Source organism: Cohnella zeiphila (assembly GCF_014212055.1).
Taxonomy (GTDB): Bacteria; Bacillota; Bacilli; order Paenibacillales; family Paenibacillaceae; genus Cohnella; species Cohnella zeiphila.
Map to the genome: position 1 here is coordinate 92,908 of NZ_JACJVO010000024.1, position 17,665 is coordinate 110,572.

Below are 17,665 nucleotides of genomic sequence, written 5' to 3' on the forward strand. Positions count from 1 at the left end.
CCCCCCGTGCATTTGTTGGATTTGTTGCAATCTTCTCTAGTACATTAGTGATACAATATGTATAATTAATAGAGAACCCCAATACATATCGTGTCGTTTGGAGGAGGAGCTTCCATGCGCCGCCGACGCCGCAGTTCGGGAAAAATCAAATTTTATCTCATCGCCTCTTTTCTGCTCGCAGCAGGGCTGGGGACGTTCGTTCTGCACCGCGCAGCCGATCGGACTTACAATGTCATGGACTTCGGTGCCAAAGGAGACGGACGCAGCGACGATACCGCGGCGATCCAGCAAGCGCTCGATCGGGCTTCCTCGCGCCATGCGACCGTCTATTTTCCGCCCGGCACGTACTTGGTCGATCCTGCCAAGCCGCTGTCCGTGCAATCGAATACAACGGTGAAGGGAACGGGGGAACGTTCGGTCCTGATCGGCGATACCGCCTCTTTCGGATCGACTCTCGTCTCCCTGTCCGGCACGAACATCCGCATCGAAGGCATGCGCCTGAACGGGAACGACGCCGTCAATCGAGTCTTGACGATCGAGTCGGGAAGCTCCCGCATCTCGATCGCGGACAGCGGCGTGGAACGGGCTTCCCAGAGCAGCCGGCCGTCGGACGGGGATTACTACAACTCGGTCGTCTCGGGGATATGGATTTACGGCGATACAAGCGACATCGACATCGAACGGACCGACATCGGCCATGTCCAGGCGCTTCATCTGCTCGGCGGCAGCGTTATCGCAAGAGGCATTTACATCACCACGACCGAGGGCTCGAACGAGCATGTCGGCAAGAACATTCGGATTACGAACAATGATATCCACGACGTAGGGCCTGCCGACGACGGCGACGGCATCTATTACGAGGACCGGCGGCTGGAGACCGGCGACGCGGAGAATACCGGCAGCAGGATCGAGGACAACCGGTTCGAGAACAACGCGAAGCGCGCCGTCAAGATTTATGCCGAAGGCGTAACGGTCAGCGGCAACCGGATCCTGAACAATTATTTGAACGACAACTATTACCGGGGAGAGAACAAAGGGAAGCTGGCCCCCGACATGTATGCGGGCATCAGCATCTATGCGGATAACAATACGGTAAAAGACAACGTGCTGAGCGGCAGCGGGAGCTTCTACGCGGCGATCGAGCTGTCCTCCTCCCGGACGATCCGGAATATCGTCGTCACCGGCAACCGGATCGAGATGGGGGCAAGCAGCAACATTAAGGACGCGACGGCGATCCGAATCGGCAACATCGAAGACTTCACGGTGTCGTCCAACGTTCTGCAGAACAGCGCGAAGGGAATCTGGATCTGGCAGAACGCGGAGCAGGGAACCATCGAGAATAACGACATCTCGATGCCGAACGGAGGCGGTATCGAAATGTCGTCTTATGTGGCGGACAGCCGCGAGAAGAATATTCAGATCGCCGGCAATCTTATCAGCGCCAAAGAGTTCGACGTGCACGCCCCGACGGAGTGAGAGAGGGCCCGCGCGCCGCGAAAAGAGCGGAGTTCCGGTACGGCTTCAGCGCCCCGGAACTCCGCTCTTTCTCGCTTACCGGCTCTCGGCTGCAATCTCCCGCTTATAGTATTGCTCCAACGTCAAAAAGTGATGGTCTTGCGAGGCCAATTCCTGTATGCACCGCATCGACATGCGGGACATTCCCTTCGGATGCGAGATGATGTTCACCGCGTCCTGCGGTGTCTTGCCGACGATCTCGATCAGATCCTTGGGGAACATCCGCTCCAGCGTGATCATCTCGTAGGTCGACAGCCATTTTTTGCGAAAATCTTCTTTCAGCGGAATTCCGGATCCGTCTCCGTAAGGCAGCAGCTCGTCCCGGTAAAAGCGGTTGACGATCTTCCTCTTGATCTTGAACAGACTCGTTCGCCGATAGGTGCTGATCGGAATCTCGGTCAGATGGCCCTTCCGGTTCCACTGGGTCGGATCCGAATCGAAGGAATAGTGACTCCGGTCGGGTACGCCCGTAAAGTCGAAATAGTGAACGTCGCTCATCCCTCTCATTCGGGGAGCGACGGAACTGTCCACGAGAATATGGCATTCGGCGAATGCCTTCTTCAGCTTGTCGAACGGCTGAATGCACCAGCCTCCCGCCCGATACGCCATCACCCGGTAATCGGGCCGTACCTCCTTGGCGATCTGCTCGAGCTCGCGGCAGCCTTGGCGGAACAGCGACATAATCTGCTCCTGGCCGAGAGCCTGCAGCCGGTATCGTTCGTAGTGGGGGAAGCTCCAAGCCCCGTCCTTGAACTCCGCGTCCAGCCAATGCGGATGAAGATGGGGCTCGATACGATTGCCTGCACGCACCAATCTCTGGAGCTGCCGCTTCATCGACTCGGCGTCGCTCCGCGTCTCTTCCCGTTCCAGCATCCGCAAGTAGTAGAGAATGTCCACGAAGAACGTAGCGACGATCCGATGCTCCTTCATCAGCTTCGCCAACTCGTCTACCGGCTTCTGAATGCATTGTTGGAATGACCCGGACTCGCGGAAATAAACTTCGTAGTCGAACGTCAGCAGGACTTTCTTCGGAGAATTCAACGATTTGTTCACATGGACACCTCCCTTAGAACCAGCATTCGGATACTTTGCTATGGTAATAGGCTTGAATCGCCCCGACGATCTTCTCCGAAGCGCGCCCGTCGCCGTACAGCCGGTCTTGATAAGCCGCGATCTCCAGCCGCTCGATCTCCGATTTGAGATCCATCCGAAGCGGGTCGATCAGCTTGTTCCACCCCGCCTCCACGGTCTCCATCCATTCCGTCTCGTCGCGTAGCGTGAAGCAGGGCACGCGGGCGAAATAAGCTTCCTTCTGCACGCCGCCCGAATCGGTGACGATGGCGGCCGCTTCGGTCTCCAGCGCCAGCATCTCCATATAGGAGACCGGTTCGATCAGGCGGATATGATCATGCCGGGCCAGGACGTCCAACCGTCCGAGCTCCCGCAGCACCTTCTGCGTTCGCGGATGAAGCGGCAGCAGAACCGGGGCTTCGAGCCGGATCAGGGAATCGATGATCGCCCCCAGCCGCTCCGGACGATCCGTGTTCTCCGCGCGATGGATCGTGCATAAATAGTACGCTTTGCGCTCGACTCCGTACCGCTCCGGGCCGTACCTTCTGCCGGCGATCTCGCGGTTGTACACGACGGCGTCGTACATGACGTCGCCGCACAGCCGAACGGGGTCGGCGATGCTCTCCCGCTCCAGGTTCTTCACCGCCGTCTCCGTCGGCGCGAACAGAAGGTCGGATACATGATCCGTGAGCACCCGGTTGATCTCTTCCGGCATCGCCTTGTTGTAGCTTCGAAGCCCCGCCTCCACATGGAAAAGCGGAATATGCAGCTTGCTGGCGGCCAGCGCGCCGGCGAGCGTGGAGTTGGTATCCCCGTATACGATAACCCCGTCCGGCTTCTCTTGCAGAAGAACCTCTTCGATCGCCTGCAGCATCAGGCCGGTCTGCTTGCCGTGGGAATGGGAGCCGACCTCCAGATCGTAGTCCGGACGGGGAATCTCCAGTTCGTCGAAGAATTGCCCCGCCATATTGAAGTCGTAATGCTGCCCGGTGTTGACGATGACTTCCCGGAACGATTGCCGGAGCGCCCGGGATACGGGCGCCACCTTGATGAACTGGGGACGCGCCCCGACGATGGTTACGATTTTTTCCATAGGACCCTCTCTTTTTAGGAGAAATATGTGGGAGACTCGTGCGATGCGGCCATTTCTTTCTGGGAGCCGAGCAGGCGTTTCATCGCTTGTCCGACCGGAGATTCGCCTTCGCTTACCCCTTTGGACTGTTCGCGCTGAAGGACGACCACGACCGTCTGGAACAGAATCTTCAGGTCGAAAAGCAGAGAGTAGTTATTGATATACATCAGATCGTACCGAAGCTTGTCCGACGACAGCGTGCTGTAATTGCCCATCACCTGGGCCAAGCCGGTAAGGCCCGGCTTCACCATGAACCGGTAAGGATAATGCGGAAGCGTTTGTTTGAATTGGTTGATGAAGAACTCTCTCTCCGGCCGCGGGCCGACGATGCTCATCTCGCCCCGCAGCACGTTGAACAATTGCGGCAGCTCGTCGATCCGGGTCGCGCGCATGAGCCTCCCCAGCTTCGTGATCCGGGCGTCCCGTTCGCCTGCCAGGACGGGGCCGGTCACATTCTCCGCGTCGTTGACCATGCTTCGGAACTTCAGAACCATAAAAGGCCGCTCGTCGATGCCGACCCGCTCCTGCCGATACAGCGCCTTGCCCGGAGAGGTGAGCGGGATCAGGATCCAGAACAGCAGCATCACCGGCGAGGACGCGATCAGAAGCAAGCTGGCCACGAGCAGGTCGAACGCCCGCTTGATCATCTTCTCCAGCGGACTCAGCCGCGGCGGAATAATCGAGTAGACGAGCATGTCGTCGATCTGCTGGGATTCCGCCTTCATGAGGAACAGCTCGTAAAATTCCGGAATGAGCAGGATCTCCTTGTGGTTGCGCCCGGCGAATCGCATGAATTCCGCCTTGACTCCCGGCTCGACGCCGGGGCTGAGCAGGAACAGATCGATATCGGCGTACGCTTCGCCCGGTACCGGAACCCGCTTCGCCGTCTCCTCGATGCGGACGACCTCCATCCACTTGTCTCCCTTGAGGATGACTTTCTCGATGATCGAGAAGTCCGACTCCGAATCCTTCACGATGAGAACGGCCCGCTTCTTGCCGTTCCCGATCGCCTGAATCGAGAAGATCGCCATGCGAAAGACGGCCATCAGGCAAGGCTGCAGGACGATCGCGAGCAGCACGATGCTTCTCGGAATAATGTAGTGCTGCACCCAGAAGTTCAGGAAGATCAGCTCGATGACCACCATGACGTGCGCGACGACGAGATTATAGAAGTAGCGGGAGTATTCGAACCGGCTTGAGAAGTTGTACAGGTTGAACAGGTAGTACGTTCCGATTCCCATCGCGCCCAGCAAAGGGACGAACCGCATGAACGAATCGAATTCTTGAACGGGGATGTCTCCGCGGAACCGAACCTCGTATGCCGCCAAGTAGCACAGGAAAATCAGGACGAAGTCGAGCGCGGCGATAAACCAAGTGGATCTACTTAACCGAAAGAGTCTGCTCATACACCCCTACCCTCTCCGAAGATTTGGAATCCGCAAGCTCCGGAGGCAGCGTTTTGCCCGAATAGGCCTCCATCAGCAATCCCTTGATCCGCTCGATATCGTATCTCTCCGCCCGGCTCAAGCTTTGGGCGCCGAACTCTTTCCTCATCGCCGGATCGGCGCACAGCCTGCCCAAGGCGTCCGCGGTTGCCGCCGCGTCCCCGACGGGAACGACAAAGCCGTTCTCTCCGCTTGCGACCAAGTCCCGGCTGCCCCGCACGTCCGTCACGACAATCGGCTTGCCGGCCGCCATCGCTTCCAGCACCGCCTTGGGCAGCCCTTCCCGTTTGGACAGCAGGACGACGGCATCCGCCGCCCGCATCAGCTCCGGAATGTCCCGACGGAAGCCCGCGAACCGGACGCGTTCCTCCACCCGGCACTCCTTCGCGAGTGACCTCAGCTCGGCCTCCCGTTCCCCGACGCCGGCCAGCACGGCGATCGCCGGAACGCCGCGCCGCGCGAGCTCTTGGATCGCCAGGATCAGCTGCCGCTGGTTCTTGTTGTCGTTCAGCTCGGCCACGCACAGGACGACGAACGTCATCTCGTCCGCGCCGAGCTCCGCTCGCAGCGCGTCGGACCTGCCGGCGCCCGAAGCGCCGAACTTGCCCGCGTCCACGCCGACGCCGGGAATGTAGGCGACCCGCCCGCGCACCGGGAACGTTCGGGCTCGCCGGTAATCTTCTCCGTTGATCGTGATCAGCACGTCGGTCCACCTCGACAGGATCCGCTCCATCGAGTAGTACAGCAGCCAATTCAAGCGGGGCGCTCCCCGGTAGAAGTGGAAGCCGTGCGCCGTGTAGACGACGAGCGGGCAGCCGGCCAGCCTGGCGGCGATCCGGCAAACGACGCTCGCGTTGGGCGTATGGACATGAACGATGTCGTATTTCTCCCGCCGAAGCCACCGGGTCAGCTCCCGGAGCGCTTTCGCGTTGTCGAGAGAGAGGGGGCTGCGGCTGAAGGAAATGTCCCGGCACGGTATGGCGGCTCCTTCCACCTCATGCTTGCAGTGATCGGGGCTCGCGTAAGCGTGGACTTCGCATCCCCGGCTCTGCAGCATCTTCATGAACGGGATGTGGAAGTTCGCCAAGTGGGAATAGACAGTGGCGACGTACGCCGTTTTCGGACCGTTCATCGTATTCCGCTCACCTGCCTTCTTCCGCGACAAGCCGGTCTTCCGGCCTGGCCCGTTTGCCGTATCGGACTTGCTTGCCGTGCTGCCCGTACTTGCCGTAGAGGGATTCCCACTTCGAGACGATCGCGTCCATCTCGTAGTGCGCCATCGCGAACTGCCGGCCGCGTTCGCCCATCTCCGCCCGTTCCTCCGGCTTGAGCACCATCATCGAGAGCATCTTTCGCGCCAGGAGATCCGGGTCGCCGGGACCGGACAGGAAGCCGGAGATGCCGTCTCTCACGACCTCCCGGTTGCCGCCGACGTCCGTCGCCACGATCGGGAGTCCGCTCGCCGACGCTTCCAGCAGCACCATCGGCATGCCTTCGTAGCGGGAAGACAGCACGAAGGCGTCGCATGCGCCCATTAGGCGCGGGATGTCCCGCCGAATGCCCAGGAAGCGGACCTGGGCCCCGACGCCGATGGAGTCCGCGAGCCGCATGGTCGCTTCCCGCTCCCCTCCGTCCCCGACGATGAGAAGCACCCCGCCCGCATTGACGCGCAGCACTTGAGCCCAGGCCCGGATCAGGTTCGGATAATCCTTCGCCTCGACGAACCGGCCGACCGCCAGCCAGACGAACGCATCGCCGATTCCCAATTCGGCGCGCAGCCGGCCGCCTTCGGAAGGATTCCTCCCGAAGCCCTTCAGGCTGATGCCGTTCGGCATCAGCACGATCTTATGCTTCGGGCTCGCTTTCTGCCGAATGTAGCGATCGACCCCCTCCCGGCTGACGCTCGTGGTCAGCTCGCACAGGGGATCCGTCAGGCGGTACAGCAGCATCCGCAGCTTGCCGCCTTCGTTCGCCGTGTGCGCGGTCGAGATCATCGCGGGCACCGGCGCGAACAAGCGGGTCACGCGGGCGAGCAGGTTGGCGTGAACCATGTGGCTGTGCACGACATCCGGGCGGAACGATTCGATGAGCCGCTTTAGTTTGGCGATCGCCCGCGGATCCGGCACGCCCTTGCTCATCTCCAGCGAATGCAGCTCGATGCCGGCGCCCGCGACTTCGTCCTCCAAGGCGACCGGCCGGGTCATGGAGACGATCTTGACGTTCCAGCCTCTGCGCCTGAGCCCGGAGGCGAGCTGCACGGTCTGCATCTCAGCTCCTGCGTAATCGAGGCTGGTAATGAGGAACAAAATTTTTCTCCCGTTGCTCCCGTCGCTCATGCCCATCTCCCGCCTCCTCTTTCTCTTCTTTGTCCTTCGGCTCGCGCCACAACGCCAGCGCGGCAACCGCCACCATCATGTACTCGTAATTGAAGCCGAAATCGCCGCTGAACAGCGTCGACGCGAACGTCTGAACGAGCAGGGCGAGCACCGCCGCGTGATGCCAGGCGACCCGGCAGGTGAACGCGAAAGCGATCGCCCACAGCAGCAGCCCGACCATCCCGAGCTCGCCGGCCATCTCCAGAATCAGGTTGTGCGGATAGTTAAGATAGCCGTTCAGGTCGGGTCCTCCCATGCCGGTGCCGAAGAAGGGATGCGCGATAAAGCGGCCCAGCGCGATCTCCTGCAAGTATCTGCGGTCGACGAAGTTGGCGTCCCCGGCCAACTGGCTCCCGCTGACCAGAACGGTAAATCTCGATCCTCCGAGCGATTCGAGCAGCTGATCCTTCAACAACCAAGCCGCGGCCGCCGCGCCCACGAACGCGTAACCGACTGCGTTGGCCCAGGCGGGAGGCAGCCGCCACTGCCCGTTTCGGCGCTTGCGGATCACGGTGAGCAGCAGGACGAGCAGGTTCGCCCCGATGAACGATACCAGCGGCCCGCGCGATTGGGTGGCCAGCGCCGACGTCATGCCGAAGCCGATCACGGCGAGCCGGAGCAGGAGCGGGATGCGCTTGCCCCAGAGGGCGACCGTCACGGCGATAAACAGCATTCTCGCGTCGAAGATCGGGTTGCCGCCCGGCAGCGTGAGCCGGTCCGGGTATTCCTGGGTGTATTGGCCGAACAGCTGGTGCGTGACGGAGTACCCGAGTCCGAAGACGGCGACCCAGGTCCAGGAGAACACCCGGTACCGCCGGTACGCCAAGTACGCGCAGATGCCGGGGAAAATCCCGTGAATAAACAGCATTTTCTCCTTATACATGCCGTAGTCCGAGTCCAGCGCCCACGCCAGCGACAGGATGGTATAGAAGAAGAAAATTCCCCACAGCGCGAATCCTTTGAACGCGACCGGGCTCATCGGCTTCTCCGCCTTGCGGAACAGCACCGCCGCCGCGCCGAGCAGGAACGGAATGGCGATCAGCAGGAACAGCGAGCTTCCGTGCACGTAACGCTTATAATAGAAGCCGGTAAAATCGAAAAAGATGCTGAAGCCGAAAATGAGCCCCGCGTCGACCTTCATCTTCAGCTGCGCCACGCACTGCAGAAGAAGCAAGGCGACGCTGCCGCCGAGCAGCAGGATCAGAATCAGACCGATCGTCACGGCCGTTCCCCCGCCGTTACGAGCCGCTTCATGTAGTCGATCCGGATCCTCTCCTTCTCCTTCGTATCCAGATGACGGATCGCCTCCCGCTCGATCCGCTTCCCCGCCCATTCCAGGACGAAGCTTCGGATCCGCTCCAGGTGCGGGACGACGTTGTCCTGCTCGTTCGGCAGTTCGAGAAGGAACGGCTGGCCGCCCGGGAAGTCGGTGTCGCGGTATCCCACGATAACGGGAATTCCATATGCGAGATACTCCCGAACTTTAAGCGGCGATCCTTCTTTCAAAGACGTCCGGTGCATGGCCAGAGAGCCGATGGCGGCGGTCGCCTGCTCCATGATCGGCTGGTACTGCTCTCTCGACATGCGGCCATGGAACACCAGGTTCGTCGGAAGCTTCTCCCCCGATCCCGCGGCGTCCTTGGCCTGCAGGCCGATCAGGTCGAACGCCCACCCGGGCTCGCGGGCCGCGAGCTGGACGATCTTATCCACCCCGTGCCAGGGTTGTCCCGGCGATCCGATGAATACGAGGCGGGTATCCCTGGCTTCCCGCCGGTCCAAGGGAGAGTAGCTGTCCAGCTCGATTCCGTTGCCGATGACGATGGGCTGCCTCGTATACCGATGGTACAGCCGCTCCTCCGAGAGCTCCTGGCTGACGAACACGTGTCCTTTGCTTCCCTTCAGCACCCGGGCCCGCGTCATCCGGTGATACCAGTAACGCAGCTTGCCGAACCGCTTCATCTCCGTCAAATCGTTCGAATTGATCTCCAGAACGATCGGGTGGCGCTGCAGCAGCCGTTGCATGGGGGGATAGAACATATCGTAGCGGTGGTAAATGACGTCGGGCTGCCACGCTTCCACTTGGCGGGCCAGCCTGCGGAACTTGGGGAAACGATCGCTCAGACTCTCATAGGCGACCGCCACCGTCTCGATCTCCTTCTGCGGCGCTTGCCAGTCGGCCAGCCTTCCGCCCGTGAATACGAACAGCCGCACTTCGTGACCCAAGTCGCTCCACACTTTGACTTGCGAGACGATCTTCTTGTACACGCCGCTCTCCGGACCTTCGTTCCAATGAAACAAATATGCGATCTTCATGCTCCCGCCACCTTCAACGGTTGATGTCATAAGCTCAAACATTCCGTATATAACAACCGCTGCTCCTTGCGGACGAATTGGCTGTTATGCCAGAGCAGCGAGAAATTTCCGCCGTAGCGCTTGCACTGCCGGTTCAGGGCATCGATGGCCGCGAGCTGTTCGCTCGGGCGCACCGGCCCGGATCCGGACTGGAAAACGGCTTGTTCCATGACGACAAGCGGCCGTTCCTGAAGCCGGAGCGTCTTGCGGGCGCGGAGGTTGAAAACGGGATATTCGTAGCAGACGCCGCAGCGGAATCCGGGCGTATCCTCGTACCCCAGCGTGCTGTCGTAGCTAAGACCCGCATCTTCCCAATGCTGCCAAGTATCCGGGGCTTTCCAGCGCAAGAAATGCTGGCGGCCGCCCCACCGCTCCTGGCGGATTCCGTTCTTGCTTGCCGATTCGAGAAGCGTCTCGAACTGGCGTTTGATCCGTTCCGGACTCGTATACGTATCGAAGCTGGGATGAAGCCCGATCTCGTGACCGCGGGAATGGATCTCCCGCATGAGCCGCTCGATCTCCCGATCGGCGATCGAGTAATTGCCGTCCTTGCCCCGGACGGTCTCTTCCGTGATAAAGTAGAAGGCGCTTCTCATCCCGGCCTTCTCGCTGTTCTCCATGATCCAATGGAACGTGTTGAAGGGGTCGCCGGACAAATCCCCGTTCCGCGTCAGCCAGAATGCGCGGGTCTTCCAGTAGGCCGATTGGAAATCCTGCCTCTTTACCGCATCCGCGAGAGCATCCTTCAGCATTCTCGCGCGGTTTTTGCCGAACGTGTAGAATGGCCAATCCACATCGTGACTCAGCGTGATGGAGGACTGGCGGGGCTTTCTCGGCAAGCCCGGCCACAGCTCCGCGATACACTCCCACAGCAGCTCCAAATATTCGTTCACGATGGGGCGGTGCAGAAATCCTTCCCGGTATGCCAGCGAACCCGCGGCCGGGAACCGGTCGATGGCGTCCCGCTTCGCCGGGACGCATTCCTCGTATCGCGTCAGCATGAAGAAGGCGCTGCCGAACACGTCCAGACGACAGACGATCTCGCCCGTCCGCCGCTCGAAATACGCTCCGCCTTCGGTCGGCCGTCCGAAGATCGCCGGAACCGCTCCGAGCCGCGGATGGTCGAAACGCCGCAGCGGCGTCGCCGGCAGAGATTGCGGCCGCAGCCAGCCGCTCTCGTCCGTTCGCAAGAACAGATCCTCCACCCGCAATAGGCGGGAATCGTCGCCGCTTAAACGGATCTCGATGCCGTCCCGCTGTTCGAAGACGACCGAATACGGAACGCCGAGAAATTGTTCCAGCATGACCTTGTAGATGTACTCGCGTTCCGGCCTGCGGTTTGCCGGCGATCTGACGATCAGCATGCTAAACCCCTCCGATTCCGACGATCTGACCAATTCCGCAAATGCCGCCGATCAGCACCATGTGCCGAAGCCACATTTTCCCTTCCCGGAACACGTCTCGGAGGCCCCTCTTGCGAACGGTGAAATAAGGCACCAGTTCGGCTCCCCACACCGACTTCGACTCCGCCACCGAAGGAACGTTCGCGCCGCAGAAGTCGAAGCCCTTGACCCCCATCGCGGACAAATCCTGGAACATGAAGTAGGTCATAAGCTGGTTAGCGCCGCTCGTCAGATGCGCCCGTTTGGAGCCGAGCGCCAGTCCGAGCGCGCGCTTCTTGCTGAGAACGAGTTCGACGCTGGCGCTTGCCGGCTCCCCGTCCTTGGAGTAGCAGACGTACGTCCGGAAGATGTCCGGTCCGAGCATTTCCCGGGCCATCTCCAAGTCCGCCAGACTTAAGTGATGAGTAATTCCTTTGCGTTGTTCCGTCTCGACGAGGCACGAGTAGACGTCCTCCATGTTGTCCGTGAGCCGGGTCTCGTAGCCGGCCAGCTTGGCTTTGTTCAACCTTCGCCGAATTGAGCCTTCCATCAGATGGTCTTGATAGGGAAGCTCCAGACGATAGGTATATTTGACGTTCGTGATGAAATTCGCCCATCTCCAGGGCCGGATGTCCTGGATGTCCGGCGGCAAAGCAATATCGACGGAGCCGCCGGCCCGGTCCATTTCCTGCAGCATCACTTCCGCCACTTTGAGCCATTGCTTGTTGATACGGAGGTTATTTTGAGTCGGTGTCGGCGTGAAGATAATAGGATAGTAGTAATTGATAGGGGGCATAATCAGCTTCCCTTTCCGATCCAGGAAGAACAGACTCTCGCAATAGGCTTCCGAGGAGGGCGCCTGGAACCGTTTGACTTCAACCCTGCATTTCCATTTCTGTCGATTGAACTCGGCCCACTTCTGCAACGCCTCTTGCTCCTGCAGCATTGGATTCACTCCTAGAGAGGGTAAGTTTTAGTCGTTTAGTGCGGTAGCGACTTCAGGAATCGAATTTCGCGTTCGGTATTTCCGGACGGAAATCCAGGACAGGGTCAAATGCAAGGCGTAACCGAGCGTGGAGGCGGCGCTCAGCATCGTCGCGGCCGTCAGCGCGTTCTGATGCGTATACCTTGCGGACAGCAAGGCGGCCAGCACCATCAGGATCCGAACGACCTCGCGAATCAGATGCAGATCCTGTCTCTCCATCACGTCGATCGTCGCGCCGACCGCATTGGCGACGAATTGGCTGAGATACATAATCGACATGATCCGCAGGTACGGCTCCGTCCCTTCCCACTGTTTCCCGAACAGGTAATGGAACAGGTACGGGGACGCGACGGTCACCGCGCCGATAATGACGATCCCGGTTATCAGAACCTTTCGCAGCGTACCCATGAATAACGGGACAACCTTCTCCGGATTCTGGTTGGCGTGAATGGCGAAGTTGGACAGATAGACCTGGCTGACCGAGATCGAGACAAGCGTGGTCGGAGCGCCCAGCAGCCGCTGGGCCAGCGTGAACAGTCCCGCCACGTTCGGCCCGTACATCCAGGCCAGAAGAATATTGGGCAGGTACAAGCCAAGGCTGTTCAGAATATGCGAGCCGCTCGACAGCAGCGGGAATCGCTTGTAGCGCGAAGCATTGCTCTTGATTTCCGCCCAGGTCGTGCGAATCCCGGCGTTACGGACATCCTTGCGCCACAGCTTCCATTGGTTCCAGATCCCCGTCATCCGGCCGATGAGATCGCCGTACATCAGTCCGAGCGGGCCGGTATGCGTCAAGCTGAGCAATAATTGGGTCGATACTTGGTTCATGCTCTGGAAGTATTTCGTGCGGGAGATCGGTTTGAAGTACTCTTTGCGGATGGACCAGAAGTTGAGCACGTTGTAGACGCCGGCGCACAACAGGCTGGCGGCGAACAGATAATAGTACTTTCGCAGATCCGGCGCGTCCAGCCATACGGCCAGCTTGTCATGCAGTCCATAGAAGGCGCCTCCGAAAATCAGGCTCATCAAGATGCACAGATAAAGGCAAAGATGAACCATGCTCGATGCGGTTCTGTCGTCCTTGGCGATCGGAATCGTGACTTCGTAGGATAAGGAGACGACGACCAGGACGATGGAGATGACGGACGAATAGACGGCAAATATTCCGTAATCGCTCGGGCTGTACAGATGCGTAACGATCGGCAGCGTCGCCAGAATGAGCACTTGGCTGAACAGCGTCCCGGAAGCCAGAACGAATACGTTGCGGACAAATTGTTCGTGCACCAGCCGCTTCAGGTATTTCAGCGCGGCTGTCTTCATAAGGATTCGATCAGTTGAGAGGCTACGTGTTCCTGGACTTCCCGGTCCATTCCCGGCCAGAGCGGCAAGCTCAGCACCTCGCCGGCCAGCCTCTCGGCCGTGGGCAGCCGCACGTCCAAAGCTTCGTAAACCGGAAGCCGGTGGACGGGAATCGGGTAGTACACCATCGTGCTGATCCCCCGCCGCTTCAGCGCGGCCTGCACTTCGTTGCGCTTGCCGCCGAGCACCCGGATCGTATATTGGTGGAAGCTGTGCTTCGTTCCTTCTTCCGCCTCCGGAAGCGCGATGCCGGGAACGCCGTCCAGCAGCTCCCGATAGACGTCCGCCGCGCCTCTTCGGCTCTCGTTCCATTCCTCCAGCCGGGGCAGCTTCAAGCGCAGAATCGCGGCCTGGAGCTCGTCCAGCCGGGAATTGAAGCCGACCGCTTCGTTATGGTACTTCACCTTGGAGCCATGCGCTCTCAGCATGGCCGCCTTAGCCGCATACTCGTCGTCATTCGTCGCGAGCAGGCCTCCATCCCCGTACGCGCCCAGGTTTTTCGAAGGGAAAAAGGAGAAGCAGCCGATATCGCCGATCGTACCGGCCTTGCGGCCCCGGAACTCCGCTCCGAACGCCTGTGCCGTGTCCTCCAGCACGAGGAGCCCGTATTTCTTCGCGACGGCCGCGACCCGATCCATGTTCACCGGCTGTCCGAACAGATGAACGGGCACGATCGCCTTCGTGCTGGCGGTTACCGCCGCCTCCAGCCGCTCGACGTCCAAGTTGCCGGTCCGTTCGTCGACGTCGACGAACACCGGACGCGCCCCGACCTGACTGATCGCTTCGGCCGTCGCGAAGAACGTGAACGGCGTCGTGACGACTTCGTCGCCGGGACCGATTCCGGCGGCCATCAGGCCGATGACGAGCGCGTCCGTTCCCGAATTCAGGCCGATCGCATGCCTCACGCCCAAATATTCTGCCGCTTCCCGTTCGAATTCCTTCACCTGCGTCCCCATGATGAAGACGCCGGAATCGAGCACGCCTTCGATCGCTTGAAGCAGCTGAGGCTTCATTTCCCGGATTTCCCGGCTCAGGTCCAGCAGCGGCACCTGCCTGAGCATGTTCAACGAGTTCATCAAGTCATTCCTCCCCGACCTTATGAAGCGATTCTTGAACCAGCTCGTACCTCCGCCGGCAATGCGGACAAGCGGCACGGCCGCCCGACAGCGCGAGCGTATGGCCGCATTCGCAGACCCAGCCGATTCTTCTGGCGGGGATGCCGGCGACGAGCGAGTAGGGGAGCGTGTCCCTGGTGACGACCGCCCCTGCCGCAACGAACGACCACGGCCCGATCGTGACTCCGCACACGACCGTGGCGTTCGCTCCGATGGAAGCGCCCTTGCGGACGATCGTCGGGGCATAATCCTCGCTCTTGTTGCGGGGAAAAGCCGACCGAGGCGTTCTCACATTCGTGAAAACCATGCTCGGCCCGCAGAAAACGTCGTCTTCCAGAACGACTCCTTCGTAGACGGAGACGTTGTTTTGGATTTTCACGCCGTTCCCGATCCGGACGTTGCCGGCGACGTATACGTTCTGCCCCAGGGAACAGCGGTCGCCGATCACGGCGCGCGAAGAGACGTGGGAGAAGTGCCACACCTTCGTCCCGGTTCCGACCGTCGCCCCTTCGTCGACGACGGCGGTATCATGCTTGAAGTAATCCACGGCCCGCGCACCTCGCTACAGCAGGAAGTATCGCGCCGGCTTCTCGCGGTTTCTCAGCGCGTTCCGCGTATCCAGCAGGCAATCGACCGTTCCCGCGATCAGGTTGTAATCAAATTTGGAGTGGTCCGTCGTAATGACGGCAAGATCCGCTTGCCGCAGCTGCCGTTCGGTCAGCTCGACGCAGTCGTACAGCTTCTGGCGGTGCTTGAACGTCGCGATATGCGGATCGCTGACGACAACGGACGCCCCCTTCTCCTCCAGAAGATCCACGATCTTCAGGACGGGGGACTCGCGATAGTCGTCAATGTCCTTCTTGTAGGCGACGCCGAGCAAGTAAATGACGGATCCGCGAACCGACTTCTGCCGCTCGTTCAAGATCTCTCCGATGCGCTGAACGACGAACTCCGGCATCGAATTGTTGATCTCTCCCGCCAGCTCGATCAGCCGGGTATGGTAATTGAACTCCCTCGCCTTCCACGTCAGATAGAACGGATCGATCGGGATGCAGTGCCCGCCGAGTCCCGGCCCGGGATAGAACGCCATAAACCCGTACGGCTTGGACTTCGCGGCGTCGATGACCTCCCAGACGTTGATGCCCATGCGATCGCACAAGATTGCCATCTCGTTGGCCAACGCGATGTTGATATGGCGGAACGTGTTCTCGTAAATTTTCTCCATCTCGGCCACCGACGGGCTGGAGACGGGGTGAACCTCTCCTTCCAGCACTTCCTCGTAAAGCGCGACCGCCGTCTGCAGGCAAGCTTCCGTGACGCCTCCGACCACCTTGGGCGTATTGCGCGTGTTGAAAAACTTGTTGCCGGGATCGACTCTCTCCGGAGAGTAGGCCAGGAAGAAGTCCTCCCCGCACGTCAGGCCCGTCTCCTCCAGAATCGGCTTGACCAGTTCCTCCGTCGTGCCGGGGTATGTCGTGCTCTCCAGGACGACCAGCATCCCTTTGTGCAAATAACGCGCGATTGCGCGGGCCGAATTGACGACGTAGCTCGTGTCGGGCTGCTGGTACATGTCCAGCGGCGTCGGCACGCAGATCGCCACGGCATCCACTTCGTTCAGGAAGGAGTAGTCCGTCGTCGCCTGGAGGAAGCCGTCCCGGACGATCGCGCGCAGGTCTTCGTCCACGACGTCGCCGATAAAGTTGACTCCCGCGTTCACCATCTCCACCTTCGACTGCTGAACGTCGAAGCCGATGACCCGATAGCCGGCCTTGGCTTTCTCCACCGCCAACGGCAGCCCGACGTAGCCGAGCCCGATGACGCCGATCGTCGCCGTCTTGTTCCGGAACTTCTGAATGAGCGCGGTGCCGTAAGCGCCCGTTGGCCGATCTGTCTTGAGAATCATAGCAATCCTCCCGCTCTTTGGACTTCTGCCCGCCTTATGCCGCCTTCGGCGATGTCGAGCGCCAGTTGGACCGCCGCCATGCCGTCCTCGAGGGTCACGCTCGGCTGCCGGTTGTCGCGGATCGCTTCGACCATGTCCCGGACGATCTCCTCATGACCCGGGGTACCGTACGGATCGCGATCGATCTCCCGTTTCCACGTCACGATCTCTTCATGCGACAGGGCCGCCAGGTTCAGATGCTTGAACCAATGGGCGGTCGGGCCGCCCACTACCGCGCAGCCCTGCTCCCCGAAGACGGCGATCGACTCTTCGAGATTGCGCTCGTACACGGTCGTCGACGCCTCCACGACGCCAAGCGTGCCGCTTGCAAACCGGAGCGCCGCCATCGCCGCGTCTTCGGCCTCCATGCGCCGGATCCGGGTGTCGGCCACGGACCTCACTTCCGCGACCGGACCGGCCAGCCAGAGCAGCAAGTCCAGACTATGGACCGCCTGGTTCAGCAGCACGCCGCCGTCCATCGCCCGGGTTCCGCGCCAAGGAGCCTGATCGTAATAAGCTTGGCTTCGACTCCAGCGAACGGTCGCGCTCACGTGGCTCAGCTTGCCGAACCATCCCCGATCCAGCGCCAGCTTGAGCTTGCGGATCGCCGGGCGGTACCGGTTGGGGTGTACCGCCGCCGCTTTCACGCCGTTCAGGAACGCCGCCTTCCGGATGGCCCGGGCGTCTTCGATCGTCAGGGCGACCGGCTTCTCGACGATCAGATGCTTGCCGGCCGCTGCCGCCCGTATCGCATGATCCGCATGCAGCCCGCTCGGGGTGCATACGCAGACGACGTCGAGGTCCGGTCTCTCTTCCAGCATCCGCGTAATATCGGTAAACAAGGATAGTCCCGGCTCTCCCTCGAGTTCCCGGAGCCTGTCCGGGTTGCTGTCGCATACGGCCGCCAGCCTCGCGCCCGGCACGTTCTCGATCGCTTCCTTATGCTTGTACGCAATGTGGCCCCAGCCAATGATCGCAAAATTCATCTTGTT

General features: G+C 60.5%; 15 protein-coding genes. 1 reads left to right on the forward strand and 14 read right to left on the reverse strand.

Annotated features, from left to right (window positions below; all coding sequences use genetic code 11):
• The first annotated feature begins 114 nt into the window (after positions 1 to 114).
• The gene (locus H7C18_RS19235; protein WP_185130713.1) at positions 115 to 1,476 is read left to right on the forward strand and encodes a glycosyl hydrolase family 28-related protein; all 1,362 of its coding nucleotides are present in this window, start codon (positions 115 to 117) and stop codon (positions 1,474 to 1,476) included.
• Between the two features lie 75 nt (positions 1,477 to 1,551).
• On the opposite strand, the gene H7C18_RS19240 is transcribed toward H7C18_RS19235, so the two are convergent.
• The 14 genes from H7C18_RS19240 to H7C18_RS19305 are packed head-to-tail and all read right to left on the reverse strand — an operon-like array spanning position 1,552 to position 17,659.
• A complete protein-coding gene (locus H7C18_RS19240) occupies positions 1,552 to 2,568 on the reverse strand; it encodes a polysaccharide deacetylase family protein (RefSeq protein WP_185130714.1) in 1,017 nt (338 codons plus the stop codon).
• A gap of 13 nt (positions 2,569 to 2,581) precedes the next feature.
• Positions 2,582 to 3,679 carry a non-hydrolyzing UDP-N-acetylglucosamine 2-epimerase gene (wecB, locus tag H7C18_RS19245; protein WP_185130715.1) on the reverse strand — a complete coding sequence of 366 codons (1,098 nt, stop codon included), beginning with the start codon at positions 3,677 to 3,679 and terminating at the stop codon, positions 2,582 to 2,584.
• Between the two features lie 14 nt (positions 3,680 to 3,693).
• Complete coding sequence (locus tag H7C18_RS19250) at positions 3,694 to 5,124, reverse strand: sugar transferase (protein ID WP_185130716.1); 1,431 nt, start codon at positions 5,122 to 5,124, stop codon at positions 3,694 to 3,696.
• Positions 5,099 to 6,295 carry a glycosyltransferase family 4 protein gene (locus H7C18_RS19255; RefSeq protein WP_185130717.1) on the reverse strand — a complete coding sequence of 399 codons (1,197 nt, stop codon included), beginning with the start codon at positions 6,293 to 6,295 and terminating at the stop codon, positions 5,099 to 5,101. Before H7C18_RS19255 ends, H7C18_RS19250 begins: the two co-directional genes overlap by 26 nt.
• A gap of 10 nt (positions 6,296 to 6,305) precedes the next feature.
• Positions 6,306 to 7,499: a glycosyltransferase gene (locus tag H7C18_RS19260; RefSeq protein WP_185130718.1), complete on the reverse strand. Its 1,194-nt coding sequence runs from the start codon at positions 7,497 to 7,499 to the stop codon at positions 6,306 to 6,308.
• Positions 7,432 to 8,760, reverse strand: a complete 1,329-nt coding sequence (locus tag H7C18_RS35790) for an O-antigen ligase family protein (protein ID WP_185130719.1) — start codon at positions 8,758 to 8,760, stop codon at positions 7,432 to 7,434. Before H7C18_RS35790 ends, H7C18_RS19260 begins: the two co-directional genes overlap by 68 nt.
• Positions 8,757 to 9,851 (reverse strand): glycosyltransferase family 4 protein, encoded by a 1,095-nt coding sequence (locus H7C18_RS19270; RefSeq protein WP_185130720.1) that lies wholly within the window; start codon positions 9,849 to 9,851, stop codon positions 8,757 to 8,759. The genes H7C18_RS35790 and H7C18_RS19270 overlap by 4 nt, the downstream gene beginning before the upstream one ends.
• 26 nt (positions 9,852 to 9,877) lie before the next feature.
• Entirely contained in the window at positions 9,878 to 11,254 is a 1,377-nt protein-coding gene (locus H7C18_RS19275) for a polysaccharide deacetylase family protein (RefSeq protein ID WP_185130721.1), read from the reverse strand.
• A 1-nt stretch (position 11,255) separates the two neighbouring features.
• Complete coding sequence (locus H7C18_RS19280; RefSeq protein WP_185130722.1) at positions 11,256 to 12,218, reverse strand: GNAT family protein; 963 nt, start codon at positions 12,216 to 12,218, stop codon at positions 11,256 to 11,258.
• Between the two features lie 27 nt (positions 12,219 to 12,245).
• The gene (locus H7C18_RS19285; protein ID WP_185130723.1) at positions 12,246 to 13,577 is read right to left on the reverse strand and encodes a lipopolysaccharide biosynthesis protein; all 1,332 of its coding nucleotides are present in this window, start codon (positions 13,575 to 13,577) and stop codon (positions 12,246 to 12,248) included.
• Complete coding sequence (locus H7C18_RS19290; RefSeq protein WP_185130724.1) at positions 13,574 to 14,692, reverse strand: DegT/DnrJ/EryC1/StrS family aminotransferase; 1,119 nt, start codon at positions 14,690 to 14,692, stop codon at positions 13,574 to 13,576. The genes H7C18_RS19285 and H7C18_RS19290 overlap by 4 nt, the downstream gene beginning before the upstream one ends.
• A gap of 4 nt (positions 14,693 to 14,696) precedes the next feature.
• Positions 14,697 to 15,278 (reverse strand): DapH/DapD/GlmU-related protein, encoded by a 582-nt coding sequence (locus H7C18_RS35795; RefSeq protein WP_185130725.1) that lies wholly within the window; start codon positions 15,276 to 15,278, stop codon positions 14,697 to 14,699.
• Between the two features lie 15 nt (positions 15,279 to 15,293).
• Complete coding sequence (locus H7C18_RS19300; protein ID WP_185130726.1) at positions 15,294 to 16,634, reverse strand: nucleotide sugar dehydrogenase; 1,341 nt, start codon at positions 16,632 to 16,634, stop codon at positions 15,294 to 15,296.
• Complete coding sequence (locus H7C18_RS19305; protein WP_185130727.1) at positions 16,631 to 17,659, reverse strand: Gfo/Idh/MocA family protein; 1,029 nt, start codon at positions 17,657 to 17,659, stop codon at positions 16,631 to 16,633. The genes H7C18_RS19300 and H7C18_RS19305 overlap by 4 nt, the downstream gene beginning before the upstream one ends.
• Positions 17,660 to 17,665 lie beyond the last annotated feature (6 nt).

Excerpts from the sequence above, each read along its gene's own strand:
- H7C18_RS19235 (WP_185130713.1), top strand. The coding sequence starts at position 115 with ATGCGCCGCCGACGCCGCAGTTCGGGAAAAATCAAATTTTATCTCATC.
- wecB (WP_185130715.1), bottom strand. The coding sequence starts at position 3,679 with ATGGAAAAAATCGTAACCATCGTCGGGGCGCGTCCCCAGTTCATCAAG.
- H7C18_RS19250 (WP_185130716.1), bottom strand. The coding sequence starts at position 5,124 with ATGAGCAGACTCTTTCGGTTAAGTAGATCCACTTGGTTTATCGCCGCG.
- H7C18_RS19255 (WP_185130717.1), bottom strand. The coding sequence starts at position 6,295 with ATGAACGGTCCGAAAACGGCGTACGTCGCCACTGTCTATTCCCACTTG.
- H7C18_RS19260 (WP_185130718.1), bottom strand. The coding sequence starts at position 7,499 with ATGAGCGACGGGAGCAACGGGAGAAAAATTTTGTTCCTCATTACCAGC.
- H7C18_RS19270 (WP_185130720.1), bottom strand. The coding sequence starts at position 9,851 with ATGAAGATCGCATATTTGTTTCATTGGAACGAAGGTCCGGAGAGCGGC.
- H7C18_RS19275 (WP_185130721.1), bottom strand. The coding sequence starts at position 11,254 with ATGCTGATCGTCAGATCGCCGGCAAACCGCAGGCCGGAACGCGAGTAC.
- H7C18_RS19280 (WP_185130722.1), bottom strand. The coding sequence starts at position 12,218 with ATGCTGCAGGAGCAAGAGGCGTTGCAGAAGTGGGCCGAGTTCAATCGA.
- H7C18_RS19285 (WP_185130723.1), bottom strand. The coding sequence starts at position 13,577 with ATGAAGACAGCCGCGCTGAAATACCTGAAGCGGCTGGTGCACGAACAA.
- H7C18_RS19290 (WP_185130724.1), bottom strand. The coding sequence starts at position 14,692 with ATGAACTCGTTGAACATGCTCAGGCAGGTGCCGCTGCTGGACCTGAGC.
- H7C18_RS19300 (WP_185130726.1), bottom strand. The coding sequence starts at position 16,634 with ATGATTCTCAAGACAGATCGGCCAACGGGCGCTTACGGCACCGCGCTC.
- H7C18_RS19305 (WP_185130727.1), bottom strand. The coding sequence starts at position 17,659 with ATGAATTTTGCGATCATTGGCTGGGGCCACATTGCGTACAAGCATAAG.